The sequence below is a fragment of the Pelagivirga sediminicola genome, assembly GCF_003072125.1.
Taxonomy (GTDB): domain Bacteria; phylum Pseudomonadota; class Alphaproteobacteria; order Rhodobacterales; family Rhodobacteraceae; genus Roseovarius; species Roseovarius sediminicola.
Genome location: NZ_QCYH01000007.1, coordinates 70,836 through 97,172, shown reverse-complemented (window position 1 = coordinate 97,172; position 26,337 = coordinate 70,836). Strand labels below are relative to the sequence as shown.

Annotated in this window: 26 protein-coding genes and 1 riboswitch; of the genes, 6 read left to right on the top strand and 20 right to left on the bottom strand. The window is 67.1% G+C overall.

Annotated elements, in window-relative coordinates; translation table 11 throughout:
- Positions 1-2 precede the first annotated feature (2 nt).
- The gene (eda, locus tag DC366_RS12985; RefSeq protein ID WP_108692647.1) at positions 3-665 is read left to right on the top strand and encodes a bifunctional 4-hydroxy-2-oxoglutarate aldolase/2-dehydro-3-deoxy-phosphogluconate aldolase; all 663 of its coding nucleotides are present in this window, start codon (positions 3-5) and stop codon (positions 663-665) included.
- Between the two features lie 123 nt (positions 666-788).
- Complete coding sequence (locus DC366_RS12980; RefSeq protein WP_108692646.1) at positions 789-1,019, top strand: hexameric tyrosine-coordinated heme protein; 231 nt, start codon at positions 789-791, stop codon at positions 1,017-1,019.
- A gap of 358 nt (positions 1,020-1,377) precedes the next feature.
- Here the strand turns inward: DC366_RS12980 and glmM are convergent, their stop codons facing one another.
- Positions 1,378-2,715, bottom strand: coding sequence for a phosphoglucosamine mutase (glmM, locus tag DC366_RS12970; RefSeq protein WP_108692644.1), 1,338 nt, complete (start codon positions 2,713-2,715; stop codon positions 1,378-1,380).
- 244 nt (positions 2,716-2,959) lie between these two features.
- On the opposite strand from glmM, the gene wecB reads away from it, so the two are divergent.
- Positions 2,960-3,520, top strand: a complete 561-nt coding sequence (wecB, locus tag DC366_RS12965; RefSeq protein WP_108692725.1) for a non-hydrolyzing UDP-N-acetylglucosamine 2-epimerase — start codon at positions 2,960-2,962, stop codon at positions 3,518-3,520.
- A gap of 49 nt (positions 3,521-3,569) precedes the next feature.
- Here the strand turns inward: wecB and glmS are convergent, their stop codons facing one another.
- The 7 genes from glmS to DC366_RS12930 all read right to left on the bottom strand — a co-directional run bounded on the left by glmS (position 3,570) and on the right by DC366_RS12930 (position 11,827).
- The gene (gene glmS / locus DC366_RS12960; RefSeq protein WP_108692643.1) at positions 3,570-5,390 is read right to left on the bottom strand and encodes a glutamine--fructose-6-phosphate transaminase (isomerizing); all 1,821 of its coding nucleotides are present in this window, start codon (positions 5,388-5,390) and stop codon (positions 3,570-3,572) included.
- A gap of 22 nt (positions 5,391-5,412) precedes the next feature.
- Complete coding sequence (gene glmU / locus DC366_RS12955; RefSeq protein WP_108692642.1) at positions 5,413-6,762, bottom strand: bifunctional UDP-N-acetylglucosamine diphosphorylase/glucosamine-1-phosphate N-acetyltransferase GlmU; 1,350 nt, start codon at positions 6,760-6,762, stop codon at positions 5,413-5,415.
- A 244-nt stretch (positions 6,763-7,006) separates the two neighbouring features.
- Positions 7,007-9,016: a TRAP transporter permease gene (locus DC366_RS12950; protein ID WP_108692641.1), complete on the bottom strand. Its 2,010-nt coding sequence runs from the start codon at positions 9,014-9,016 to the stop codon at positions 7,007-7,009.
- A complete protein-coding gene (locus tag DC366_RS12945; RefSeq protein WP_243405124.1) occupies positions 9,009-9,497 on the bottom strand; it encodes a DUF1850 domain-containing protein in 489 nt (162 codons plus the stop codon). Before DC366_RS12945 ends, DC366_RS12950 begins: the two co-directional genes overlap by 8 nt.
- A gap of 8 nt (positions 9,498-9,505) precedes the next feature.
- Complete coding sequence (locus tag DC366_RS12940) at positions 9,506-10,462, bottom strand: TAXI family TRAP transporter solute-binding subunit (RefSeq protein ID WP_108692639.1); 957 nt, start codon at positions 10,460-10,462, stop codon at positions 9,506-9,508.
- Positions 10,463-10,623: 161 nt separating this feature from the next.
- Entirely contained in the window at positions 10,624-10,890 is a 267-nt protein-coding gene (locus DC366_RS12935; RefSeq protein ID WP_108692638.1) for a PAAR domain-containing protein, read from the bottom strand.
- Positions 10,891-10,960: 70 nt separating this feature from the next.
- Entirely contained in the window at positions 10,961-11,827 is an 867-nt protein-coding gene (locus tag DC366_RS12930) for a hypothetical protein (protein WP_108692637.1), read from the bottom strand.
- A 60-nt stretch (positions 11,828-11,887) separates the two neighbouring features.
- Between DC366_RS12930 and DC366_RS19915 the strand changes: the two genes are divergently transcribed.
- Positions 11,888-12,028 (top strand): hypothetical protein, encoded by a 141-nt coding sequence (locus DC366_RS19915; protein ID WP_165802908.1) that lies wholly within the window; start codon positions 11,888-11,890, stop codon positions 12,026-12,028.
- Complete coding sequence (locus tag DC366_RS12925) at positions 12,025-12,861, top strand: hypothetical protein (RefSeq protein ID WP_108692636.1); 837 nt, start codon at positions 12,025-12,027, stop codon at positions 12,859-12,861. The genes DC366_RS19915 and DC366_RS12925 overlap by 4 nt, the downstream gene beginning before the upstream one ends.
- 95 nt (positions 12,862-12,956) lie before the next feature.
- Here the strand turns inward: DC366_RS12925 and cobF are convergent, their stop codons facing one another.
- From cobF to cbiE, 7 genes are all read right to left on the bottom strand, one after another.
- Complete coding sequence (gene cobF, locus DC366_RS12920; protein ID WP_165802907.1) at positions 12,957-13,694, bottom strand: precorrin-6A synthase (deacetylating); 738 nt, start codon at positions 13,692-13,694, stop codon at positions 12,957-12,959.
- 59 nt (positions 13,695-13,753) lie between these two features.
- Positions 13,754-14,431 (bottom strand): energy-coupling factor ABC transporter permease, encoded by a 678-nt coding sequence (locus DC366_RS12915; protein WP_108692635.1) that lies wholly within the window; start codon positions 14,429-14,431, stop codon positions 13,754-13,756.
- Positions 14,432-14,486: 55 nt separating this feature from the next.
- A riboswitch (cobalamin riboswitch) is annotated at positions 14,487-14,666 on the bottom strand.
- Between the two features lie 28 nt (positions 14,667-14,694).
- Positions 14,695-15,414, bottom strand: a complete 720-nt coding sequence (gene cobA / locus DC366_RS12910; RefSeq protein ID WP_108692634.1) for a uroporphyrinogen-III C-methyltransferase — start codon at positions 15,412-15,414, stop codon at positions 14,695-14,697.
- Complete coding sequence (locus tag DC366_RS12905) at positions 15,411-16,724, bottom strand: cobyrinic acid a,c-diamide synthase CobB (protein ID WP_108692633.1); 1,314 nt, start codon at positions 16,722-16,724, stop codon at positions 15,411-15,413. The genes cobA and DC366_RS12905 overlap by 4 nt, the downstream gene beginning before the upstream one ends.
- Positions 16,717-17,511: a precorrin-4 C(11)-methyltransferase gene (gene cobM / locus DC366_RS12900; RefSeq protein ID WP_108692632.1), complete on the bottom strand. Its 795-nt coding sequence runs from the start codon at positions 17,509-17,511 to the stop codon at positions 16,717-16,719. Before cobM ends, DC366_RS12905 begins: the two co-directional genes overlap by 8 nt.
- Positions 17,508-17,870, bottom strand: a complete 363-nt coding sequence (locus DC366_RS12895; RefSeq protein ID WP_108692631.1) for a cobalamin biosynthesis protein — start codon at positions 17,868-17,870, stop codon at positions 17,508-17,510. The genes cobM and DC366_RS12895 overlap by 4 nt, the downstream gene beginning before the upstream one ends.
- The gene (gene cbiE / locus DC366_RS12890) at positions 17,867-19,066 is read right to left on the bottom strand and encodes a precorrin-6y C5,15-methyltransferase (decarboxylating) subunit CbiE (RefSeq protein WP_108692630.1); all 1,200 of its coding nucleotides are present in this window, start codon (positions 19,064-19,066) and stop codon (positions 17,867-17,869) included. Before cbiE ends, DC366_RS12895 begins: the two co-directional genes overlap by 4 nt.
- Between cbiE and DC366_RS12885 the strand changes: the two genes are divergently transcribed.
- The gene (locus tag DC366_RS12885) at positions 19,065-19,820 is read left to right on the top strand and encodes a cobalt-precorrin-6A reductase (RefSeq protein WP_108692629.1); all 756 of its coding nucleotides are present in this window, start codon (positions 19,065-19,067) and stop codon (positions 19,818-19,820) included. The two genes, cbiE and DC366_RS12885, sit on opposite strands and share 2 nt — an antisense overlap.
- Here DC366_RS12885 and cobJ read toward each other — a convergent pair.
- Genes cobJ through cobN form a run of 5 tightly spaced genes read right to left on the bottom strand, consistent with a single transcriptional unit; the run spans position 19,793 to position 26,334 of the window.
- Positions 19,793-20,545, bottom strand: coding sequence for a precorrin-3B C(17)-methyltransferase (gene cobJ, locus DC366_RS12880; RefSeq protein ID WP_108692628.1), 753 nt, complete (start codon positions 20,543-20,545; stop codon positions 19,793-19,795). The two genes, DC366_RS12885 and cobJ, sit on opposite strands and share 28 nt — an antisense overlap.
- On the bottom strand, positions 20,542-21,276 hold the full coding sequence (gene cobI / locus DC366_RS12875; protein WP_108692627.1) for a precorrin-2 C(20)-methyltransferase: 735 nt from the start codon (positions 21,274-21,276) through the stop codon (positions 20,542-20,544). The genes cobJ and cobI overlap by 4 nt, the downstream gene beginning before the upstream one ends.
- Positions 21,273-21,902: a precorrin-8X methylmutase gene (locus DC366_RS12870; protein ID WP_108692626.1), complete on the bottom strand. Its 630-nt coding sequence runs from the start codon at positions 21,900-21,902 to the stop codon at positions 21,273-21,275. Before DC366_RS12870 ends, cobI begins: the two co-directional genes overlap by 4 nt.
- On the bottom strand, positions 21,899-23,032 hold the full coding sequence (locus tag DC366_RS12865) for a ferredoxin-like domain-containing protein (protein ID WP_108692625.1): 1,134 nt from the start codon (positions 23,030-23,032) through the stop codon (positions 21,899-21,901). The genes DC366_RS12870 and DC366_RS12865 overlap by 4 nt, the downstream gene beginning before the upstream one ends.
- A complete protein-coding gene (gene cobN / locus DC366_RS12860; protein WP_108692624.1) occupies positions 23,029-26,334 on the bottom strand; it encodes a cobaltochelatase subunit CobN in 3,306 nt (1,101 codons plus the stop codon). Before cobN ends, DC366_RS12865 begins: the two co-directional genes overlap by 4 nt.
- Positions 26,335-26,337: the final 3 nt, after the last annotated feature.

The window sequence follows — 26,337 nt, the reverse complement described above, 5'->3', positions numbered from 1 at the left end:
CCATGCCCATCACCCCCTCAGACGCCAGCCGCCAGGTCCGCGCGATCTGCGCGCTGGCGCCCATCGTCCCGGTTCTGGTCCTGCACGACGCCGCCGATGCGCGGCCCTTGGCAGAGGCGCTCATTGCGGGCGGATTGCCTGCGCTGGAGGTGACGCTGCGCACGCCCGCCGCGCTGGACGCGATCCGTGCGATGGCCGCGGTGCCGGGCGGCCATGTCGGCGCAGGCACCCTGCTGACCCCCGGCGACGTGCGCGCGGCCAAGGCGGCAGGCGCGGTTTTCGGCGTCTCGCCGGGCGCGACCCCGGCCTTGCTGGCCGCCTGCGAGGCAGAGGGGCTGCCGCTGCTGCCCGGCGCCGCCACGGCAAGCGAGGCGATGGCGCTGCTGGAGCGCGGCTATGACATGCTGAAGTTCTTTCCCGCCGAGGCGTCGGGCGGCGCGCCTGCCCTGTCCGCCCTGGGCGGGCCATTGCCGCAGATCGGCTTTTGCCCGACCGGCGGCATAAACGCCGCGAACGCGGCCGAATATCTGCGCCTGCCCAACGTGGTCTGCGCCGGGGGCAGCTGGATCGCGCCGGGCGAGTTGATCAATGCGGGCGCATGGGACCGGATCGAGGCGCTCGCGCGCGCGGCCTCAACGCTCGGCGCGCCCCGGCCAGCCAGTTGAGCCATCCATGTAGCGGTTGCTCGGATGTTGCGCTAGAACGGCGAGGGGGGACAGCCCCCTTTCAGGCAATCGTTCTGCATCCTTGCCTTGGCCGGATGCGGGCATAACCCAAAGGACCGGACGATGACGACATGGCTTCCCACATTGATCACAGACACCCCCGAAGAGGGTTATGAGCTGGCCGTCAAGATGGCGCGCGTCGCAATCAAGATGACCCAGCCCGACGCGAAGATCCGCGAGGATCTGCGCCCCAAATATGCCGGCGATTTCGACGCGCTCATCGCGTCCAGTCAGGTCGTCGCCACGCATTTCGCCGCTGTCGCCGCGGCCAACGGGTATTGGAAAAACACCTGAGGGCCTCACGAACGCCCTGAAAAGGCACCGCCACCCGATGTTGGCCGGGCGGCCCCGGATTCCGGGGGCCGCTCGCCTTCATGTCGGCCCAATCAGAACTGGAACCGGATCTGCCCCGTCAGGCCCCAGCTTTCCACGTTCTCGCCCTTGCGCGCGCCCAGACGGATCGCCGCGCTCAGCTGCCTCGGCATCCGCCACGGCCGCGCCCAGATCGGTGGTGAAGGACAGCCGCCCGGCATCGACGTTGCGCGCCATGACGGCGTCCAGCTCGGACTCGTAAATGGGGACCTCGCCTGCGTTCAGACGATCATTACAATACGCAATAGAGATTTCCCTTTTTCACATCACCGCAGCCCGCTCAGACCGCGCTGACCTTGTCACAGATGGTGCGGATTATCCTTGCCAGATCGTTGCGGTCCGGGCCTTCGCCCATGACGCGGATCAACGGTTCGGTCCCCGATTTGCGGATCAAAAGCCGGCCCTCGCGGCCCAGCTCGGCCTCGCCGGCGGCGATGGCGTCCTGCACGGCGGCGTCCTTCAGCGGATCGGTACCGGGGGCATAGCGCACATTCTCCAGGATCTGCGGCACCGGCGTGAACACCTGCGTCAGACGGCTGGCGGGCTCGTCGCTGTCCTTCAGCATCGCCAGCACCTGCAGCCCCGCGACCAGACCGTCGCCCGTGGTGGCGTGATCGGTCAGCACGATATGGCCCGACTGCTCGCCGCCCAGATTGAAGCCGCCATCGCGCATCGCCTGCACGACATAGCGATCGCCCACATCCGTGCGCACAAGGGTGATGCCCTGCGCCGCCAGATGATTCTCAAGCCCCAGGTTCGACATCACCGTCGACACCAGCGTGTTATGGTTCAGCCGCCCCGCAGCCGCCCAGCGCCCGGCCAGAAGGGCCATGATCTGATCGCCGTCCACCACGGCGCCGGTCTCGTCCAGCACGATGATCCGGTCGGCATCGCCGTCCAGACAGATGCCGATATCGGCGCCGGTGTCGCGGATCAGCTGCGCGGCGGCCTCCGGGCTGGTCGATCCGCAGCCCTTGTTGATGTTGTAGCCATCGGGCGACACGCCCATCGCGATCACCTCGGCCCCCAGTTCCCACAGCACCTTGGGCGCCGCGCGGTAGGCTGCCCCGTTGGCGCAATCCAGAACCACCTTCAACCCGTGCAGCCGCACCCGGTCCGGCACCGTCGTCTTGGCATATTCCACGTAACGCGAGGGCGCCTCGTTCACGCGCGTGACCCGGCCGATATGGTCGGGATCGACATCGAAGGCGCGCGAGGCCAGCAGCGCCTCGATCTCGTGCTCGATCTGGTCGGACAGCTTGAACCCGTCGGGGCCGAAGAACTTGATTCCGTTGTCGTAATGCGGATTGTGGCTGGCCGAGATCATCACCCCCAGAACGGCACGCATCGAATGGGTCAGCAGGCCCACCGCCGGGGTCGGCAGCGGCCCCAGCGCGAACACATCCATGCCCGCCGCCGTGAACCCGGCCGTCAGCGCGTTCTCCAGCATATACCCCGACCGCCGCGTATCCTTGCCGATGACCACCCGCCGGGTCTGGGCGTTGGCCTTGAAATACGTGCCCACAGCGATGGCCAGATCGACCATGAAGGCCGCGGTCATCGCACCGGTGCCTGCGCGGCCGCGGATGCCATCGGTTCCGAAATAGGTCCGGCTCATGTGCGTGCGTATCCTGACGTGAAAGTTTCGCCTTTCTTAAAACCGCCTGCCCTTCAAGGCAAGGTTTGCGCGCCCGCGCCCTGCAAGGCCATGCACCTGAAGGGCGGCAATTGTGGCCGATACGGCAACTCAGGTTGCCTTTGAAGGGCAAACCGGCACATCACTAAGGGTGAAATACTGTTTCAAGGCGCGCGCGTTCAGGAAAGTCCTCATCGTTTTCGGCGCCCGCCCTGAGGCCATCAAGATGGCCCCGGTGGTCAAGCGTCTGCAGAACGCACCGGGCATCGACGCGCAGGTCTGCGTCACCGGCCACCGGCGCGAGAATTTCGGCGCCGGGTTCGAGCGGATCTACACCGCGCTGCGCACGATTTCCGAGCAGGGCGATGCGCAGGTTGTCTATCCCGTGCATCTCAACCCGAATGTGCAGGAACCGGTGAACCGGATCCTGGGCGACGCCGAAAACCTGCATCTGATCGCCCCGCAGGATTACCTGCCTTTCGTCTGGCTGATGCGCCGCGCCCATATCATCATCACCGATTCCGGCGGCGTTCAGGAAGAGGCGCCAAGCCTCGGCAAGCCCGTGCTGGTCATGCGCGAGACCACCGAGCGCCCCGAGGCCGTCGCGGCAGGCACCGTCCGGCTGGTCGGAACCCATGGCGAGCGGCTGACGCGCGAGGCGCTGGCGCTGCTGAACGATGCCGGGGCGTATGCCGCGATGGCGCGCGCCCTCAACCCTTACGGCGACGGCCATGCCGCCGAGCGCATCGCCGCCGCCCTTGTCCGGGACATCCCGCTTACCGCCTGACGCGCTGCGCCGAGAAACCGGGCCCGCGCCGCCGCGTCAAATGGCGCGCCTATTCCACCGTCACCGATTTGGCGAGGTTGCGCGGCTGGTCCACATCCGTGCCCTTTTCGACGGCGGTCCAATAGGCAAGCTGCTGGATCGGGACGGCATAGACGATGGGCGCGAAGGGGCCTGCTGCGGCGGGCATCTCAATTCTTTGCCAGACGCCGTCGCCGCCCTCGCTCAGGCCGCGCGCATCCGAGATCATGATGATCTTGCCGCCGCGCGCCATGACCTCCTGCATGTTGGAAATCGTCTTGTCGAACATCGCATCATGCGGGACCAGAACGACCACCGGCATATCCTCGTCGATGAGGGCGATGGGCCCGTGCTTCAGCTCGCCGCTGGCATAGCCCTCGGCGTGGATATAGCTGATTTCCTTCAGCTTCAGCGCGCCTTCCAGCGCCATCGGATAGAACGCCCCGCGCCCCAGGAACAGCACATCGTCAAAGCGCGCCAATTGCTGCGCCACGCGGTGGATCTGCGGCGCGATGGTCAGCGCATCGGCGACAAGGCCGGGCACCGCTCGCAGTTGGTCGGACAGCTCCTGCGCCCGCGCCGCCGTCACGGTGCCGCACTGGCGCGCGGCCTGCAACGTCAGCGCGGCCAGAACCGCCAGCTGCGAGGTGAACGCCTTGGTCGATGCAACCCCGATTTCCGGGCCTGCAAGGATCGGCAGCGCCAGATCGCTTTCGCGCGCGATGCTGCTTTCGGTGGCGTTGACGATCGACAGGATCATGCCGGCCTTACCCTTGCAATAGCGCAGCGCGGCCAGCGTATCGGCCGTCTCGCCCGACTGGCTGACGAACAGCGCCAGCGTGCGGCTGTTCAAGGGCGGCTCGCGATAGCGGAATTCGGACGCGACGTCGATTTCCACCGGGATCCGGGCAATCTGCTCGAACCAGTATTTCGACACGAAACAGGCCAGCGAGGCGGTGCCGCAAGCGACCATCACGATTCGGTCGAAGGCGGTAAAATCGACGCCATGCTCCAGCAAATGCTGGCCCTCGCGGTTCTCGGTGTAGTATTTCAGCGCGTTGGCAAGCGTCGTCGGCTGCTCGGCGATCTCCTTGGACATGTAGTGGCGATGCCCGCCCTTGTCGGTGCTGGACGCATCCAGACTGACCGTCCGACGCGGGCGCGTGACGGGGGCGTGGTTTTCATCCAGAATATCGGCCCTGGCCCGGCGCAGGATGGCGATGTCGCCCTCCTCCAGATAGGTCAGCTCGTTCGTCATCGGCGCCAGCGCCAGCGCGTCCGAGCCGACATACATCTCGCCCGCGCCCCAGCCGATGGCCAGCGGGCTGCCCTTGCGCGCGGCGATCATCAGATCATCCTCGCCCTCGAAGAGGAAACACAAGGCATAGGCGCCCTCCAGCCGCTTGACCGTCTCCTTTGCCGCCTCGACCGGGTCCAGCCCCTGATCCAGATGCCAGTTGCACAGCATGGCGACGGTTTCGGTGTCAGTCTCGCTTTCGGGGGTGATCCCGCGCTCTTTTAGGAACTCGCGCAGGGCGCGGTAATTCTCGATGATGCCGTTATGCACCACGGCGACGCGGCCGCGCTGATGCGGGTGCGCGTTCTCGGTGGTGGCGGCGCCGTGCGTGGCCCAGCGGGTATGGCCGATGCCCGATTTGCCCGGCAGCGGGTCATGCACCAACGCATCCGACAGGTTCACCAGCTTGCCCAGCGCGCGGCGGCGCGACAGCTTGCCGTTATCCACCGTGGCAATCCCGGCGCTGTCATAGCCGCGATATTCCAGCCGCTTCAGCCCCTCGACCAGAAGCGGTGAGACGTGATGTGAGCCAAGAACGCCAACGATGCCGCACATGATGAAACCCCTTGGATGAAACCTACGTGTCCGCCGCCTTGCGCGCCAGCAGTGCCTCGCGCAGCCGCGCGCCTTGGCCCGGCTTGGTATCCTGCCGGCTGCGCGCAATGGCAAGCCCGCCGCCGGGCACATCGGCAGTAATGGTCGATCCGGCCGCGACGACGGCGCCCTCGCCGACCTCCACAGGCGCGACCAGCGCCGTGTTCGAGCCGATGAAGGCGCCCGCGCCGATGCGCGTTTCATGCTTGAGCACGCCATCATAATTGCAGGTGATCGTCCCGGCGCCGATATTGGCGCCTGCGCCGATCTCGGCATCGCCGATATAGGACAGGTGGTTCACCTTGGCGCCCTCGCCGATCACGGCCTTCTTGATCTCGACAAAATTGCCGATCCTTGCATCCGGGCCGATTTCGGCATCCGGGCGCAGGCGCGCATAGGGGCCGATCACCGCGCCGTCGCTGACATGGCAGCCCTCCAGATGCGAAAACGCGCGCAGGGTCGCGCCGTTTTCCACCGTCACGCCGGGGCCGAAGATCACATGCGGCTCGATCAGCACATCGGCGCCGATATGGGTGTCATGGGCAAAAAACACCGTATCGGGCGCGGTCAGGGTCGCGCCGTTCTCCATCGCCTCATGGCGACGCCGCGCCTGCCAGATCGCCTCGGCGCGGGCCAGCTCGGCGCGCGAGTTGATGCCCAGCGTTTCCTCCTCGGGGCAGGTGACGACGGCGCAGCGCATCCCGGCGCCGCTGGCCAGCCCGATGATGTCCGTGAGGTAATATTCGCCCGCGGCATTATCATCGCCCACCTGCGCGATCAGATCGAAGAGCGTGGCCCGATCGGCGCAGATCACGCCAGAATTGCACAGGGTAATCGCCAATTCCTCGGCGCTGGCGTCCTTGGCCTCGACGATCCGCTCCAGCACGTCGCCGTTCGTGACCAGCCGACCGTATTTGCCGGGCTGCTCGGCCTCGAAGCCCAGGACCACCACATCGGCGCCGCCCCGCCGCGCGTCCAGCATTTCGGTCATGGTTTCGGGGCGGATGAACGGCGTGTCGCCATAAAGCACGATCACATCGCCGTCGAACTGCTCAAGCGCGCCGCGCGCGCGATCCACCGCATGGGCGGTGCCGCGCTGCTCGGCCTGAAGCACGATGCGCGCGTCCGGATCATGGCCATGGGCGGCGCGCTCGACCAGATCCGCGCCGTGGCCCGCGACGACGATCGTCGCGGCAGGCTCCAGCGCCTCGACCGCCAACATCGCGTGCACCACCAACGGCGCGCCCGCCACGGGGTGCAGCACCTTCGGCAAATCCGATTTCATGCGCGTGCCTTTGCCGGCAGCAAGGATGATGAGGGCAAGCTGGGTCATGGCAGTGCTCTGAATCTGGGGCGCCGCGGGCGACTATCGGATGACAGGTAGCACCTGCGCCGCAAGAGTTAAAGCGTTTCGCCTTTAACCTGAGCCATCAGATAAAGGCGAGACGCGCGGGAGCGCTGACATGTCACGAGCGTTTCGCGAAAATCAATGATTCAGGTTTTTCGCGAAACGCTTTAAACAACTAGCGTCGGTTTCCGCGCATCGGCGCGAAACCCGGCGCGGGGGCCGCTTGCCGTCACGTCGCGCCCGCCTTGACCGAACCGCCGCGCCGTGACTGGACCCAGTTCCAGCCCATGATCGCCAGCAGCCCGAGCGCGCCGGCGGTCTCGACAATGAATTCGGGATGAAACACCGCAATCGTCGCAGGCACGATCAGCGCGCGCAGCAGCCAGCCCATGCGCGTGAACAGCCAGCCCTCCAAAGCGGCGGCAAAACCGATCAGCGCGATGATCGCGATGAGGCCGGAATAGATCACATAAGGAACGGGGCCGCCCAGTATGATCTCGGGATTGTAGACCATGAAAAGCGGGATCAGGTAGAGGCCCTTGGCGAATTTCCATGCCTGCAGCGACGTTTCAAGCGGTTTCGACCCGGCAATCGCCGCGCCCGCGAACCCCGCCAGCGCAATGGGCGGCGTCACGTTACTGTCCTGCGAATACCAGAACACCACCAGATGCGCGATCAGCAGCGGCATCCCGAATTCGTTGCTGAGCGCCGGGCCCACCAGCACGATCAGCACGATATAGGCCGCCGTCACCGGCAGGCCCATGCCCAGCACCAGACTGGCCAGCAGCACGAGGATCAGCGCCAGCACCAGATTGCCGCCCGAAAACGCCACCATCATCGACGAGAATTTCAGCCCAAGTCCGGTCAGCCCGACAACTCCCACGATGATGCCGGCCACGGCGCAGGCCATGGATACGGCAACCGCGTTGCGCGCCCCGAGGGCCAGCGCCTGGCCCAGAATCTCAATCCCGCGCCGTGCGGCCGCTGCCGCCCGCGCACGTGTCAGCGGTGTGCCGTTCTTCGGCTCCAGCCAGACCAGCTCGGCCAGTGCCCGGATCAGGGCCACCGCCACGACAGACACGATGGCCCAGAACCCCACCCGCATCGGCGAGAGGTTGTTGACCAACAGCCAGATCAGCACCGCCAGCGGCACGATGAATTGCCAGCCTGCTTTCAGCACGTCGCGCACAACAGGCAGGTCGGCGCGCGGCATGCCCTTCATTCCCGCCTTCATCGCCACCAGATGCACAAACAGATACACCGTGCCGAGATAGAGGATCGCCGGAAAGATCGAGACGATGACAATGTCGATATAGGGAACGCGCGTATATTCTGATATCAGGAACGCCCCCGCCCCCATCAGCGGCGGCGTGATCTGCCCCCCGGTCGAGGCCGCAGCCTCGATCCCGCCGGCCTGCGCGGGGCGATAGCCCAGCTTTTTCATCAGCGGAATGGTAAAGGCGCCGGTCGTCACCACATTGGCAATCGCCGAGCCGGAAATCGAGCCCATGCCGGCGCTGGCCAGCACCGCCGCCTTGGCCGGCCCGCCTGCCTTGCGCCCGGTCGCGGCATAGGCAAGGTCGATGAAAAACTTGCCCGCGCCGGTGACTTCGAGAAATGCACCGAACAGCACGAAAACAAAGATATAGGTCGCCGCGACGCCCAGCGGCAGGCCGTAGATCCCCTCCTGCCCCAGATAAAGCTGACCGATCAGACGGTCCAGCGTGTTGCCGCGATGCGCCAGAATCCCCGGCAGCCAGTCGCCCACCATCGGCAGCGCCCCGCGCGGCCCGGCCAGCCCATAGATGATGGCCACGACCCCGATCAGGGTCATGCCCAGCCCGATGGCGCGGCGCGCGGCCTCCAGCACCACGAGCGTGGTGATGATGCCCATCCAGATATCGGTCTGGTTCCAGAATCCGGCGCGGGCGAAGATGTCGTTGAGGTTGATCACGATATAGGCGCCGCTGGCGATGGCGCCGATGATGAACACCGCGTCAATCGCCCATGTCAGCGCGCCCCGGTGATGCCTGCCGGTGACCGGGAACATCAGGAACGCCAGCACCATGATGAACGACAGGTGAATCGTGCGCTGATAGAACAGGCCCAGCGGTTCGATCCCCGCCGCATATAGCTGAAACAGCGACAGGGCGATGCCGACGGTGGCGATGGCCAGAGCGGTTGTGCGCCGCTGTTCCGGCGCGCCGGACGGATCGAACGGCTGGCTTGCGTCACCCATCGGGCTGCACCTTTTCAGATTGGGGGCGTGGTATCAGCCGCAGCACCACGCGCTGCCCGGCGGCCAGATCGGACAGGGCATGGACATGCGCGCCGATGTGCAGCCGGTGATCGACGCCGCGCTGCCCCACCCGAAGGGCCAGCGCGTTGCCTTGGACAGGTTCATCCATATTGCGAATCCAATAGCCGCCGCCTGCCGCCGCCTCGATATGGCCGCGCCCGGCAACCTCGCCCAGACCGGCGGCGAAATCATGCAGGAACGACCGGTCCAGCATCATCCGCCCTGCGCGGTTGGCAAAGCAGTCACGGACCGCACCACCTGTTACCGAGTGGTTCCAGCTGAGGCACCATTCAGCCCCCTCCGGCGCATCGTCTTCGATCAGGACGGACCCGCCCTGACCGACCACCTGCAGCGTTCCCGCCGTCGCCGAAAGCGTGCTGAAACAGAAAAACAGGGCGGCCCCAAGGGACCACCCCGTCACGCTATGCCTCACGGACGCAGCTTGTCCGGGACGGTATGGCCTGCCTCCTCGTACCAGCGGATCGCGCCGGGATGCAGCGGGATCGGCGTGGAGGACAGCGCGAATTCCGGCGTCGTGTCGTTTGCCGCCGGATGCACCGCGATCAGTTCGTCCACATGCTCGAACATCGCCTTGGTGATCTGGTATGCCAGATCCTCGTCCATGGCGGCATTCACCGCCAGAACGTTGGGGATCGAGATTGTCGGAACGTCGGCGTCCATCCCCTCGTAAAGACCGGCCTTCAGCGTATAGGGGGCAAAGACAGGCTCCTCGGCGCTGGCCGCCTCGATCTGCTCGGGCGTCAGCGAAATCACCCGGATGTCGCGGGTCGCGGCAAGGTTCAGGATCGACGATGTCGGCGGCCCGACGCTCCAGAACCCGGCGTCGATATCGCCATCGCGCAGGGCGTCCGCTGTTTCGTTGAAATTCAGGCGCTGCGGCTCGAAATCGTCATAGCTGATGCCGTTGGCGGTCAGAATCGCCTGCGCGTTCACCTCGGTGCCCGACCCCGGCGCGCCGACCGACACCCGCTTGCCGCGGAAATCCTCCAGCCCGTTGATGTCGCTTTCGGCCAGCGTCACGATTTGCACCGCGTTGGGATAGATCGACGCCAGCGCGCGTGCGTCGCTCACCGCGCGCCCGTCAAAGGCACCGCTGCCGTTGTAGGCATCATAGACCGTATCGGCCAGCGCGATGGCCAGATCGCTTTGCTGTTGCGCGATCAGCGCCATGTTTTCGACCGATGCGCCGGTCACTTCGGCGGTGGCCTGCGCCCCGTCGATGTATTTGCCGATCAGTTCCGCCAGCCCGCCGCCATAGGGATAATAGGTCCCGCCCGTGCCGCCCGTCGCGATCGACAGGTTCTGCGCCGAGGCCGCCCCCGCGAATGCCAGCGTCGCCGCCAGCGCATAAGACAGTGTCTTCATGTCGTTATCCTCCTGTTATCGTTATTTTATATAACCATTCCGCCACCATACCGGCGGCGCCTGTGGCTATGGTGGTCGGGTTTGGGACGCGCTGTCAAGTGCGCCATCCATCACGCGGGCGATGACCGCGCGCGGACACGCGGCGCGACATCGATCATGGCTCAGGGCGCGACCTTGATGGTTGAGGATCCGGTAATGATGGCTCCGCCGTGGAACGTGACCGACCCGAGATAGGCAACCGGCAAGCCGTCCGCGCGGTGGTCGGCAGACCCCGTTTTGATCGTGGCGCCGCACCCTGTGACGTCACCGACCCGCGCGACAGGAAGGTTGTCGGCCATGGCAGAATGGCTTCCCTTCACGATCGGCGTCACAACTTTGCAGCGCGGGCAGGCCGCCGTTACGCATGGGTCAGTGTGGCACCTTGCCATCGCCGCCGTAAACGAATTCGTAGGCTCAAACTGGCAGCTTGGCGCCGGGTGAGGGTATTCTCTAAGGATCTTAGCCGGGAAAATGGCACAGCGGCGGGCGCGGCACGCCTTTTTCGGTGCCACTCATCCCCTCATACCAGCCTGCCGCCATTGTGATGATACCCAGCTCGAATCCCAGATAGGCGTTTATCTGCTCCGCGTCTGCGCTTTCGGGCGCCGAGATGTCGACTCCCTGAATTTCAGCCCCGATTTGCGAACTCAGATAGGACAATTGCTCGCCGCATTGCGTGTGCGCTGCGACCCGGTGCACGAATTCATCAAAATGGCTCTCAATGAAAGGGTGGCTTTTCGCGATAGCGGCCGTATTGGGTGCGCGGGCACAATCGCCTGACGTAATCTGGATCCCATAGGGCGTTTTCAGCGGCGAGGGCGAATAGAAACGGACATCGCCCGAGATGATGCCCGCGCCGACAAAATCGATATAGGCGTCAAATCCGGCGTCGATGTCCCCGCCGCACAGCTTGGTGAACAGTGCGACCCCATCAGTGAGAAAGCATCCTTCGGACAGATCGTCCTCACCATTCAGATCGACGTAGGGCGCATTTTCCCGAACCTCGGGCGAGGTCGCGGACCACTTGCTCTGGATCGTCGGCAAGCGGATCTTGCAAACATCCTCGCCCAGGACGACCCAGCTGCGTTCGCGTTGCGCCGTGCCGTCCTCAAGGTGCATCTCTACAAATTCGGCAATCTCGCCGGGCTCGAACCCCGCGGCCACTGCCGCGGCCTCGCTCTGGGGCCCGAATGTGCAGCCATGCGAGGCTATGAACTCCTCCAGCCGCCCACCTGCAACCGCAGGGCTGGCCATCAGCGCCGAACCAAAAGCAAGCCAGATGAAGCGCGCAAATCCCGGTCGGGAGTTTTCAAAAACATTATTCATTCAAAGAGGTTGCCGGATTCCGGGCATCGGATCAACACTCCGGAACCTGACAGGTCGATAATGGATCATTCAAGCGGCACCATTCGGCAGATCGTCGGCCTGCTGTCGGATGCCCTGTCGATTGTCACCTATGCCGGAACGGTCGCCCATCTCGGGATGCTCGTGACGATGGCCCTCGCGCCGGTGGCGGCGGGCGCATGAAGCGGGCCGCGTGGATCGCCAGCGCGGCTCTGCTGTCGGCCCTCTGCATCGCTGTCGTCTTGAACGATTTGCCGACGCTGCTCGGGAACCCATTGGCTGTGGACAGGTCTGTCATTTTGTTCGGTTTTCTGACCATGATAACCGTAATCGTAAGCCTTCTGTCGATCGCCGTCCCGATCTCGGCGGCGATCTGGCTTTCGGCGGCAATCGGCACGACGAGCCTTCAGGGGGTCATCATCGTCCTTGCCGTTGCCATCGTGGGAGTGTCCGTATTTGCAGCCGGGGACGTTTCCATTCCGTATTCGGATCACTACGCCTATGCGCTCTATACGCTGGTCTTCGCCATCACATTCCGGCGGGCCCCCGGCGGGCTTCGGATATGGGGCGGCATTTTGGCGGCGTTCTGGATTTCACCGTTCGTCTTCGCGTGGGCGCCGGAACTCGTCCGCGCCAGCCTGATCGACTACGCTCCGTCGCGGCTGAATGCCTATATGGCGGTGTTCGCGCAGGTTCCTCCGCCGCCACAGCCGACGCCGCTGATCCCGCTTCTGTTCGCGGCGATGCTGGTCTTTTCAACAGCCGGGGCCGCGCATGCAGCGCGCTGGCTTGCCGTCGCGCTCGGGGCGACCGCCTTGGCGTATGCAAGTATTCCTGCCTTCGGGCTCTTCGTCTTCTCTCCGGTGCAGAGCTTTGACGTCCTTCGCACCGGCGCCCTGTCCGCCAGTGGCGCCCTGATGTCCGTATTTCTGTGGGCGGTGTTGTTCATCGCACCCTTCGCCATGACCCTCTTGTCGGTGCGTTTGTACCGGGTTTCCGCCCCGCGTCCGGCCTGACGCGCTTCTACTCACCCTTGAGGCACCCGCTCTTTTTGCCACACACTCTTTCCTGACGAGGGTTCGCGCCGGGGGCTCAAGGCAGGTCGCTGACCTCACACCCGGCGCAGCAGGTAGGTGTCCATGATCCATCCATGTTCCGCGCGGGCGGCCATGCGCATGTCAACGATAGGATCCGCGGCATCCTCCAGCGCCCCGTGATACAGGATCTGTTCGGGCATCCCCAGAAACGCCCCCCACCAGATGCAGGCACCGGCCGGGTCAAGCGTTCGGAAACTACATTCGCCGTCCAGCATGACCACGACCGTCTCGGCGCCGCCGGGCCAGCCGTGATCGCGCAGGCGCCGGCCCGTGGTGATCTGGACCGGGCCGTTGACCGTGTTAAGCGGGATGGCATGCGCCGCCGTCAGGGCCTGAATGGCGGTGATCCCCGGCACCACGCGGATCCGCGGCGGCGGCGCCAGACGCGCGGCAATACGCATGGTGCTGTCATAAAGCGACGGATCGCCCCAGACCATCAGCACGACGGGGCCATCAGAGCCTGCACTGCCCAGCGCCTCCTGCCAGCGCGCGGCAATCTGGTCATGCCATGCGGCGACACGCGCCATATAGGGCAGGTCCGGGTCGCGCACCGGATAGTCGAATGGAACGACGCGCGCCGCCGTGCCGCTCGCGGCAATGATACGGCGGCGCAGTTCGGCCAGATCATCCTTGGCGGCACCCTTCTGCGGCACGAGGATCGTTGCCGCATCGCGCAATGCCTGCATCCCCTCGCCAGTCACATGGGCGGGGCTGCCTGTGCCGATCCCGATCAGCCAGAGATGTTCGATCAAGGCGCTCTTCCACACATGAAAACGGGCCCGTCGCCGGGCCCGCAGATACCGGCCAGCAATCAGGCCGCGTTATAGAGGCGATGCGTGAACAGCCCGCGAAGACCGCCGCCGCGCAGTGCCTTGGCACCAGCGAGAACGGCCAGATCGGCAATCGGCTCGATCACGACGACCAGCATGTAGGCCGCGCCGAAGGTCCAGACCGCGTTCAGATTGTCCGCGCCAAAGCCCTGACCGTAGAACGCCCAGAACGCGACCCAGGCAACCACGCCGCCCTGGTAGGCGACCGACAGCTTGAACACGTCCGCATAGGCCAGATCGACATAGGCGCGATCCTGCGGAATGATGCGCCGCGCGAGTGCGTCGATGGCAAACAGCGGCACCAGCAGCGTTGTGACGTTGACGAAGAACATCGGCATGTCGCTGGGCGCAAAGAACATGCCCTGAATCAGCAGGCCCGCCGCCAACCCGATGGCAGACGGGGCCGCGCCCAGTAGCAGGAACAAGGTGGTGCCAAGGATGAAATGCACCTCGGACACGCCGACCGCGAAATGCGGCAGCAGTTCGAAGAAGATGAAGACGCCGATCGTGGCCAGCACGGTGCGGATGGCGAAGGATGCGATGTTATGCCCGGCCAGATCATCCACGATCAGCTTGACGGAATAGCCGGCAGCGGCTGCGGCGGTGCCATAGGCAAACACCATCTTGGCGCCGTCAACGACGCCCGGTTCGATATGCATGAGACAAGTCCCTTGTTATGCCGCCCCTCCGGCGACGTTGGATATGATGAAGGCACGCGCCTTCGGTTTCACGGCAGGTCTCCTGACTTGCGGGTCGATGCGCGCGGGCCCTTCCCAGCCTTTCGGCCAGTGGTTTCGCCTTTGCACTCACCGCTTACAGTTGCGGGGGCAGTCCGGGTCTTTCACCCGATTCCCTTTGAAGCCACAGATGTGGCACCGTATCCCGACGCTACGTCAAACAGCCGCAGCGTGCAAAGGATTCCTCACTCCTCGGCCAACGGGCCGAAGAGAATTAATGCAGGCGCATCGCCGATCTCGCGGCGCAAGAGATCCGCCAGTTCCGCGACCGTCATTCGCGTCAGGCGCTGGTCCGGGCCGCTGACATCCTCGGCCAACAGCGCGGGCGTGTCGCGGGGCAGGCCATGGGCATGCAGCACCTCGTAAAGTTTGGGAAATGTGCGTTTGCCCATGAAAACAACGCTCAAAGCGCCGGGATCGGCCAGCGCGGGCAGGTTCATGTCCTCGGGCAGTTGGCCGCTGATGTCATGCCCGGTGACAAACTGAACGCGTCGCGCGCTCAGCCGCCGGGTCAGCGGGATACCGGCCGCGGCGGCGGCGGCGATGGCCGATGGCACGCCCGGAATGATCTCGTATGGGATGCCGACTTCGCGCAGCGCGATCAGTTCCTCCTCCAGCCGGCCGAACAGCCCGCTATCGCCGGATTTCAGCCGCACGACGCGCTGATTGGCCTGCGCATACTCAACCAGAAGGCGACTGACGTGATGCTGGCGCGGCGATGCGCGCCCCGCCCGTTTGCCCACCCCTATCAGGTCGGCGCCACTCCGCGCATATCCAAGGACCGGCCCCGAGGACAGATCGTCAAACAGCACCGCATCGGCGCGGCGCAGACGGTCCACCGCCTTCAGCGTGAGCAGTTCGGGATCACCGGGGCCGGACCCGACAAAGCTGACGAAACCGCTCATGGCTCCTGCCCCGTGATCAGGTGAAAGAACGTGCCGGTGACGTTCCCGCGATGCGATCCGGTTTCCGGCACGGGATTGCCGTCGGCGTCTGCGACCCTTGCCAACGGCGCGTCGGGCTGCTCAAGGATCGTCGAATAATGGTATTCATGGCCGCGCAGACGCGCGCCGGGCGCATAGCCGGGCATCGGCGCCAGCAGTTCCGCCTGCCGGTAGCCGAGGTGAAACTTGCGTTTTTCATAGCTGGTCTCAAGGCCCAGCAGCCCGGCCATGGCATGACGCTTCCCCTCCTTGTCGATCAGCCCCGCGCCCAGCGCCATGTAGCCGCCGCATTCGCCATGCACGGGCCGCGTTTCGGCATGGCGCCGCAGACCGGCGCGGAATGTATCCGCCGCAGCCAACCGGCCTGCGTGCAGTTCGGGGTAACCGCCGGGCAGCCAGACCAGATCGGCGGTGGCGTCCGGCGCCTCATCGGCCAGCGGCGAGAAGGGCAGCAGCTCGGCCCCCGCGGCGCGCCAGCCCTCCACCAGATGCGGATAGGCAAAGGAAAACGCCGCATCCTGCGCCAGCGCGATCCGCTGAGCAGGCGGCGCAGGCAGCGCGCCGCCTTGCGCCAAGGGCTTGCCGCGCGCCGCCGCCTTGATCGCCTCCAGATCGACATGCATCCGCAGAAACGCCGCATAGCCCGCGATGGCCGCCTCCAGATCGGGATGCTCGACCGCCTGTATCAGGCCCAGATGCCGCTCCGGCAGGGTCAGATCACCGCGCCGGGGCAGCGCGCCCAGCACGTTCAGCCCCGCCTTTTCCATGCCCAGCGCCGTCAGCCTTTCGTGCCGGGGCGAGGCGACGCGGTTCAGGATCACGCCCGCAAAGGGCAGATCCGGGTTATACATCCGAAACCCCAGCGCCGCCGCCGCCGCCGATTGCGCCTGTCCGCTGACATCGACCACCAGCACCACGGGCCAGCCTAAGCGCTGCGCCGTTTCGGCGCTGGTGCCAAAGCCGCTCTGCCCGCGCGTGGCGACCCCGTCATACAGCCCCATGGACCCTTCGGCGACGCAGATCTCCGCGCCCTCTGCCTGCGCTGCAATGGCGCTCAGCAGCTCCTCGCCCATCGCCCATGTGTCAAGGTTGAAGGACGCGCGCCCCGCAGCGGCCAGATGAAAGGCCGGGTCGATGTAATCCGGCCCCGACTTGAAAGGCTGCACCCGCATCCCCTCCTCTGCCAGCGCGCGCAACAGACCCAGCATGACCGTGGTCTTGCCGGTCCCCGAGGAGGGCGCCGAGATCATTATGCCGGGTGCATCATTCATCGCGCTCACTCCAGTTTGCCCAAGGGCTGCCCGCGCTTTGCGGGCGGTAACGCCGGTCGTAATCCTTGGCGTAAAGGCAGCTTTCGGCAAATCCCTCCCCGCCCAGCGCAGGCCCGACAAGGATCAGCGCGGTGCGCGTGATCCCCGCCTCCATCCGCCCGGCGATATCGCCCAGCGTGCCGCGAATGATCCGCTCGTCCGGCCAAGAGGCGCGGAACACGATGGCGACGGGGCAATCCGCGCCATAGGCGGGCGTCAGGCTGTCGGTCACATGGGCCAGATTCTGGATCGACAGGTGGATCGCCAGCGTCGCCCCGGTGGCGGCGAAATTCGCCAGCGTCTCGCCCTCTGGCATCGAGGACGCGCGCCCCGGCGTGCGGGTTAGCACCACCGATTGCACAAGGCCGGGCAGCGTCAGTTCCGCCCCAAGCGCGGCAGCGGCGGCGGCAAAGGACGGCACGCCCGGCGTGACCGAAACGGGAATGCCGAGGTTGCGCAGGCGGCGCATCTGCTCGCCCATCGCGGACCAGACCGACAGATCGCCGGAATGGAGCCGGGCGACGTCATGCCCTGCGCCGTGCGCGCGCTGCATTTCTGCGATGATCGCGTCCAGATCCATCGGCGCGGTGTTGATGATATGCGCGCCTTCGGGGCAGTGGCTCAGGATCTCCTCCGGCACCAGCGATCCGGCGTAAAGGCAGACGGGGCAGGATGCGATCAGATCGCGCCCCCGCAGCGTCAGAAGGTCGGGCGCGCCGGGGCCGGCGCCGATGAAGTGAATGGTCAATGTCCGTCTCCTTCTGCCATGGCGCAGGTGGCCATGCGATCGGGTGAAATCTGCCGGGCTAAGATCAGCCGCGCGCCGGGGCCTGCCGCCGCCAGCGCCGCCGCCTCGGCCACGCTGCCGATGCCATAAGCGGCTTGTGATGCGGGCGAGTGAGTCTGCGTTATTTGGGTCTGTAGTAACGCGGGCGGCACCGCATGGACCGGCACGCCCAGTTCCTCAGCCAACCCTCGCAATCCCGCGCTGTTCTCTTTGCCCGCCGCCGTGGCCAGCAAGTCGGGCGCCGCGCCACAGGCCGCCAGCGCCGCGCGCAGGCTGTCCGCGCCCGCGCCCTCGCGAAATCCGAAGCCCGCGACGATCATAGAACCGCGCTCCACTGCACCATCGGATAGCTGGATTTCCAGCCGGTCCGGCCCCCCAGCGGCGCCGCCTGCGCCAGCTCGATCCGCAGCAGATCGCCGCCCAGACGGGCGCGCGCCTGCGTCAGCAACGCCTCGCTTTCCAGCGTCACGGCATTGGCGACGATGCGCACGCCGCGCGGCAAATGCGCCTCCAGCCAGTCCAGCAGCGCCCGCGACAGCCCGCCGCCGATGAATACCGCATCGGGCGATGGCAGGCCCGACAGCGCTTCGGGCGCCGCCCCCTGCACCACGGCCAGGCGCTCCACGCCCAGCCGCGCCGCGTTCTGCGCGATCCGCGCCGCGCGATCCTCGCGAGGCTCTATCGTGGTTGCCGTCACGCTGGGATGTGCCAGCAGCCATTCAATCCCGACAGAGCCCGTGCCGCCGCCGATATCCCAGAGATGTTCAAACGGACGCGGCGCCAGTGCCGACAGGGTCAGCGCGCGCACCGGCCGCTTGGTCATCTGGCCGTCGCTGTCAAACCATGCGTCGGGCCGGCCGCTGGCCAGCGGCAGCACCGCGCCATCGCCCTGCACCTCGACCGCCGCGCAGACGGGGTGGGCAAAGCCGATATCGGGCAACTCCGCCGGCTTGGTATCTGTGCGCCGCTCGCGCAGGCCGCAGATAGATTCGAAAACCGTCATCTGCGATGCGCCGAACCCGGCATCGCGCAGGTAATCGGCCAGCCCCCGCACCGCCGCGCCGTCGCGCAGAAGCACGATCATGCGCACCCCTTCCGCCAGCACAGGCCGCAGCCGGGCAAGCGGCGCGGCGTGAAGGCCCAGACATTCGGTCCGCTCCAGCGGCCAGCCCATCCGCGCGGCGACCAACGAGAATGTCGACGGGCCGGGCAGTGCCGTCCACTCTCCCGGCGCCAGATGCCGCGCGAGGCTACCGCCCGCGCCGAACCAGAATGGATCGCCCGAGGCCAGCACCACCACACGCCGCCCGCGCAGCGATAATAGCCGCGCGATCCCGTCCGCGAAGGGCACCGGCCATGCGATGCGTTCCGCCGTAAGCTCCGGCAGCAGGCCCAGATGACGTGGCGGTCCCATGACGATCTCTGCCGCCTCCAGCGCGGCAAGGCTTGCAGGCGGCAGGCCATCCGGCGCATCTTCGCCCATTCCAACGATGGTCAGCCACGGGGTGTCAGCCATGAAGCAAAACCTTTTGATCCTTGGCGGCACGACCGAGGCAACGGCCCTGTGCCAAGCCCTCAGCGCAGCCGGCATCGACGGCACCGTATCCTTTGCGGGCCGCGTCAGGCGCCCGCTGCGCCAGCCGCTGCCGCAGCGCATCGGCGGTTTCGGCGGGGCTGAGGGGCTGGCGCGCTACCTTCGCGATCACGCGATCAGCCAGGTGGTCGATGCCACCCACCCCTTTGCCGCGCAGATGAGCGCCAATGCCGCCGCCGCCTGCGCCGCCGAGGGCGTCCCGCTGATCGCGCTCACGCGCCCCGCGTGGCAGGCGGGGCCGGGCGATGACTGGACCCATGTGCCCGATATCGCCGGTGCGGTGGCGGCTCTGGACCGGCCCAGCGCCCGCGTCATGCTGGCCGTGGGGCGCATGCATCTGGCCGCGTTCGCGCCAAACCCGCAGCATTTCTACCTGCTGCGCCTGATCGACCGGCCGGACGGCCCGCTGCCCTTTCCCGAGTGCAAGATCGTGCAGGACCGCGGCCCCTTCACCGTCGAGGGCGATCTGGCGCTGATGCGCGACCACCGTATTGACCTGATCGTGTCCAAGAATTCCGGCGGCACCGGTGCCCATGCCAAGATCATCGCCGCGCGCGAGTTGGGGCTGCCCGTCATCATGATCGACCGCCCCGCCATTCCGGCGCGGCGGGAGCTGCATGAGGTAGACGAGGTGATGGCGTGGCTGGCTCATGACGGCACCGAACGAGGGGTATAGACAAAGGGCGCGCCGTCCCGCTCGATCACCCGCGTGGCCGATGTCCCGACCAGCACCATGGTGCGCATGTCGGCCATTTCGGGCCGCGCGTCCGGCAGGGGAACGATGCGGATGGTCTCCTCTTCAGTCGAAACCGCGCGGGCGAAGATCATCGGGCGGGCATCGCGACAGGCGTCATTCAGGATATCCAGCACGCGGGCGAACCCTTCGGGCCGCGCTTTGGACCTTGGGTTGTAGAAGGCCATGGCGAAACCAGCCTCGGCGGCAAGGCGCAGGCGCTTTTCGATCAGCGACCAGGGCTTCAGGTTGTCGCTGAGGTTGATGGCGCAGAAATCATGGCCCAATGGCGCGCCGACGCGCGCAGCGGCGGCCAGCATGGCGGTGATGCCCGGCTGTACCTCGATACGCAGATCGCGCCACTCAGGCGGGCCGGCCTCGACCGCTTCGAACACGGCAGAGGCCATGGCAAAGACACCCGGATCGCCCGAGGACACCACCACCACGCGACGGCCCCCTGCCGCCATCTCCAGCGCATGGCGCGCACGGTCCAGCTCCACCCGGTTGTCGCTGGGGTGCAGCGCCAGACCGGGGCGCGGCGCCACGCGGGCGACGTAGGGGATGTAGCCGACCACATCGGTAGCCTGCTCCAGCGCGGCGGTCACCTGCGGCGTCACCAGATCCCCGGCGCCCGGCCCCAGCCCGGCGATGATCAGCGATCCGGTCATGGCCGCCGCCCGTTGCCATGCACGACGATGATGGAAAAGTAGGGCGTCACCCGTCCTTCGGTATCGGAGAGTTTCTGCACCGTCTGCCCCTCCATCGCCGCATATTCCACCAGCCACGCCGCGTCATATTTGCCCGCTGCGCGCAGGGCGCGACGCAGCTTGTCGATGTTGCGCCCGATCTTCATCACCACCAGCGCATCGGCGGCCTGCATGTGACGCACCAGATCCGCCTCCGGCAGGGTCGCCATCAGCACGCTCAGCACATCGTCGCCCCATGTGATCGGCCGGCCCGTGGCCGTCCACGCCGCCGACATGCCGGTGGTGGCGGGCACGACCAGCACAGGCACCGCATCCTTGAGCCGCGTGTAAAGATGCATGAACGAGCCGTAGAAGAACGGATCCCCCTCGCAGAGCACCACGACATCCTCGCCGCTGTCCGCCAGCTTGCGCAGATGGTCGGTGCAATCGGTGTAGAAGGCGGAAAGCGTGGCGTTGTACTCCGGGTGGCTGACCGGGATTTCGGTGGTCACGGGATATTCCATCGCGAACTCCACCGCATCCGGCGCCAGCATCCCCTCGACCATGCCGCGCGCGCGGCCTGCCCGCCCTTCCTTGCGGAAATAGGCGACATGGCGGGCGTTTGTGACCAGCCGGTGGGCGCGCAGGCTCATCAGGTCGGGATCGCCGGGGCCAAGGCCGACGCCGTGGATGGTGCCGGTGGCGCCGCTCATTCCGCGCGGCTCGCGATGGCGTTGATCGCAGCCACGGTGATGGCACTGCCGCCCAGACGCCCCTCGACAATGCAGCAGGGCGCGGGGGGCGCGGCCCAGAGCGCGTCCTTGCTTTCGCGCGCGCCGACAAAGCCGACCGGGCAGCCGATGATTGCGGCGGGGCGCGGGCAAGCCGGGTCTTGCAGCATATTGAGCAGGTGGAACAGCGCCGTGGGCGCATTGCCGATGGCGACCAGCGCGCCTGCCAGATGCGGGCGCCACAGCTCCAGCGCGGCGGCGGAGCGGGTGTTGGACATCTCGCGCGCCAGATCGGGAACGGCAGGATCGCGCAGGGTGCAGATCACCCGGTTGTCGCGCGGCAGACGGGGGCGCGTGACGCCCTCGCTGACCATATGCGCATCGCACAGGATCGGCGCCCCGGCGGCCAGCGCGGTCCGCGCCGCCTCTGCGAAACCGGGTGTCATGCGGATATGCTGCTCCAGCCCCACCATCCCGGCGGCGTGGATCATGCGCACGGCGATGGGCTCCTCATCGGGGGCAAAGCGGACCAGATCGGCCTCGGCGCGGATCATGGCAAAGGATTGCGCATAGATCGCGGCGCCGTCTGTCTCATAGGTGTGGATCATGGTGTCCTGCTCACTTCTGCCAGAATGTCGTCGGGGCTCAGTGCGTATCTGCCCGGTGTGTCGCCCGCAGCGCCATGACGCCGCAGATCGAACCGCCCCTCTCGCCCGATCAGCGTGACATCCGCCGCACGCGGACGCGCGCAGCCCTTGGCGCAGCCAGAGACGTGCAATGTCCCGCGCGCAAACGGCGCAAGGCGGCGCGCAAGCGCGCGTGTTTCAACGCTTGCCGAGGGGCAGAATGGCGCGCCGGGGCAGGCATCGACACGCATCAACGGATCGTGCGGATCGGTGACGAAGGCGGGGTCTTGGGGCGGCGTTCCGCCCTCCAGAAACAGCATCCGCCACGGCGTCACGCGAATGGCGGCCAGCGCCTGCGCGCGGATCACCCGCGCGAGCGCGGCGGCATCGACGTGGCCGAATGGCGCACCGACCAAGGCGCCGTCCGATTGCGCGCCGATCAATGGCGGCGGCGCGGGGGGCAAAGGCGGCATGTCGCACCACCGCTCCGGCAGGGGCGCGCCAGACAGCACATGCGCCATGCGCCGACGCTCTGGCGTGATACGCGCGGCCAGCCAGTCCGCCATTTCGATCAGCGCAGGGAGTGCCGTGCCTTCGGCAATCGCGCACCCAGCGCTCGCGCCATCCGCGCGCAGGATGAGGCCGGATGCGGCGCGCTCGATGCGGATGTCCGCGCTGTCCCCGGTCAGAAGCGCGCGCGGCCCGCAATCCAAGGCAAAGCCCACCTTGGCGGGCAGCTCCGGCAGATCCCCCAGACGCGCCGTGAGCGCCTGAGCGAGACGGTGGAGCACGTCCCCCTCCCGCCAGAAGGGCGCGACCAGAATGTTGCGCCGCGCCTCCAGCGCGGGGTCGGCATCGAGCAGATGCAGAGCGCCCAAAGCCTGCAAAAGCGCGGCATGATCGCCCTCGGCCACGCCGCGGATCTGCAGGTTCGCGCGGCTTGTCAGGTCCAGATAGCCATGGCCGAACCGCAGCGCCAGATCGCACAGGCCCAAGGCCTGCGCCGCGCTCAGCCGCGCCAGATGCGGGCGTATGCGCACGACCAGCCCGTCGGCGGCCATCATCGGGCGATGCGCGCCGGGGCACCAGCCCTTGACCATGGGCGCGCTCATGCGCGTGCCTCTAGACCGGCCATCACCGAATTGCGCCGCGTCTGCCACAGCCCGGCCTCCAGCAGCGCGGCAAAGCGCGCCTGCATCGCGCGATGCGCCTCGGGGTTGGCATCCTGCAGGAAGCCGTCGGTTTCCGGATCGCCCAGCGTGGCGCCATGGTAGAGGTCAAACAGATGCGGCGGCACCGCGCCCGCCAGATGCGCGAAATCCGCCATGTGATCCAGCGTCGCGGCAATCTCGGCGGCGCCGCGAAACCCATGCTGCCTCATGCCCGCAATCCATAGCGGGTTGGCTGCACGGGCGCGCACCACGCGGGCAATCTCCTCGTGCAGGGTGCGGGCGCGGGGGCGCTCGGGGTCGGTATTGTCCAGATGATAGAGGGCGGCCTTGCCGCCCGCCACCGCCTGCGCGGCGGCAAAGCCCGCCTCGTGCGCGGCATAGTCGCTCGCCAGCAGAAGGTCCGTCTCGGGCAGGTCCTGCGCATGCACGAAACTGTCGGCGCGCGCCACGCGGCTGCGGATGCCGGCCGCATCCTGAATGGCGGCCTCGCCGTCCAGCGCCCACGCGCTGGCCGCCAGCCACGCGGCGCCCGCCCTTTCGCGGCCCGCGGCGCTGTAATCCTCCAGCGCGGCCCCCATGCCAAGGCCGAACTGCCCCGGCGCGGGGCCGTAAACGCGCGCCAGATCGCCCTGCCCGGCATAGGGGTTCCACTCGGCCGATTCCTCGCGCGCGGCGAGCGCACGGACCGCTTGCGCAAAAAGCGCCGAGAGGGTGGGAAAGACGTCCCGGAACAACCCCGATACGCGCAACGTCACGTCCACACGCGGGCGGTCCAGCTCGGCCAAGGGCAGGATGTCGACGCCCGACACCCGCTCGGACCCCGCATCCCAGACGGGGCGCACGCCCAAGAGGGACAGCGCCATCGCGAAATCCTCGCCCGCCGTGCGCATCGTGGCCGAGCCCCACAGATCGACGATCAGGCTGCGCGGCCAGTCGCCCTCGTCCTGCAGATGTCGGCGGATCAGCTCGTTCGCCAGCCGCTCGCCCTGGGCATAGGCGGCGCGCGTCGGCACGGCGCGCGGATCGGTGGTATAGAGGTTCCGCCCCGTCGGCAGGACGTCGCGGCGCCCGCGATAGGGCGAGCCGGACGGCCCCGCCGCGATGCGCCGCCCGTCCAGCGCATCCAGCAGCGATTGCCGCTCGCCCGCGACGGACTGCGCGGTGGCGAATGGCGTCGATGCATGTGGCGCGCGACCCCATATATGCAGCCCTTCGCCAAACTGGCTCTCCTTGATATCGCAAACGAAACGGTCGATCCGGCCGATTGCCTCGGCGCTGCAAGCGGCGCGGTCGAGGCCCAGATCCTGCTCGACCCCCTGCGCCTGCGCTTCGCTGCGAATATCGCCCTGCAGCCGGTCGCGGCGGCGCGGGTCCAGCCCATCGGCGTTGGAAAACTCATCCAGCAGCGCCTCCAGCCGGGCCAGCCTTTCGGGCGTGCCGCCGGCGCGCATGGGCGGCGGGATATGGCCCAGCGTGACCGCGCCGATACGCCGCTTGGCCTGCGCGGCCTCGCCCGGATCGTTGACGATGAAGGGATAGATCACCGGCAGTGCGCCGGTCAGCACCTCGGGCCAGCAGGTTTCCGACAGCGCCACCGATTTGCCCGGAAGCCATTCCAGCGTGCCATGGGCGCCGATATGCACCAGCGCATCGCTGCGGATCTGCAGCCACAGATAAAACGCCACATACGCATGGCGCGGCGTGCGGGCCAGATCGTGATAGCTGTCCTCGCGGCCCTTCGGCGTATCGCGCTCTGGCTGGAGGGCGATCCATGCGTTTCCGCGCCGGGTGGCGGCGAAGCGGAAGGCATCGCCTTGCGCGTCCGGATCATCCTCGGGCGCGCCCCATGTGGCCTCCAGAGCGTCCTGCAATTCCTGCGGAAGGCGGCGCAGCGCGGCCTTGTATTTCGCGATTGGCCAGACCGTGCTGCGCGCCGCGAGCGCCTTTTGCAGGGGCTGGCTGCCGTCTTCGATGTCGTAACCGGCGGTCCGCAGATCGCTCAGGATCGCGGCTGCCGATTGCGGCGCATCGAGGCCGACGGCGTGCCCCATGTTCCAATCCTTGCCGGGATAGGTCGACAGCACCAGCGCGATGCGGCGCTCGGCTGCGGGCATTCGGGCCAGACGCGTCCAGCCTTGCACGCGGTCCGCGATCGCCGCGATCCGGCCCGGCTCGGCGCGGTGGGCAAAGCGCGAGTATTGCAGCCAGGGGTCTTTCTTGCCCGGATCCTTGAAACTGGCGACACCGCCCATGATGCGCCCGTCCACCTCGGGCAGCACCACATGCATGGCGAGGTCCGCAGGCGACAGGCCCCGCTCGGCCTCGGCCCATGCCTTGCGGGTGGAGGTGGCCAGCGCGATCTGAAACACCGGCACGCCCGCGGCATCAAGCGGCGACGTGCCGCCTTCGCCCTTGCCGGAAAACGCCGTGGCGTTGACGATGGCCGCGGGGGCCAGAAAAGCGATCTGCCGGCGCAGCCAGCCCGCCGCCTCGGGCGTCTTGAGCGAGGGCACGAACAGCGCGGCGACGTCGAAATCCCGCGCACGGAACGCGGCAAAAAGCGCGGTTATCGGCGCCAGACCGGCCGACACCAGATAGGAGCGATAGAACACCAGCACGATGCGCGACCTGCCCGCCAGCGCGGCGGCGCTGCCTTGCGCCAGAACCGGGCAGCAGGCGCCGTCCTCGGGCGTCCACGCGCCGACAGCGGGCAGCGATTTGGCACCGCGCACCGGCCCGGCATACAGCCCCGCCGCCAGCGCCAGCTGCGCCAGCGCCGCCTGCGCCGCCACGATCCCGCCGGTATCGCACAGATGCGCCAGCCGCCGCAGGGTCGAGGTGGGCACAGTCGACATCTCATCGAGCCGCGCATCGGGGCGCCCGTCCGCGGGCAGGACCGCCAGCGCAATCTGCTTTTGCTGCGCCAGCGCGCGGATATGGTGCAGGCCGTAGGGCCAGTAGGGCACCCCGCCGATCAGGCGGATGAGGATGCCCTTGGCCCCGCTCAGCGTCTGCTCCACATAGGTATCAACTGACAGCGGGTGTTTCAGCGCCACGATATTGGCCAGCCTCAGCGAAGGCAGCCGCCCCTCCGGCCCGCCGCCGCGATGCCAGCCTTCCGCGAAAGCGCCAAGGTCTGAGTCGGACAGCGACAGCACCACCAGATCGGCGGCATCCTGCCCCAGATCCATCGGCGTCTCGGTCTCGTCCAGCCCGTGGCTTTCGCGGAAAACGACATGCATGGC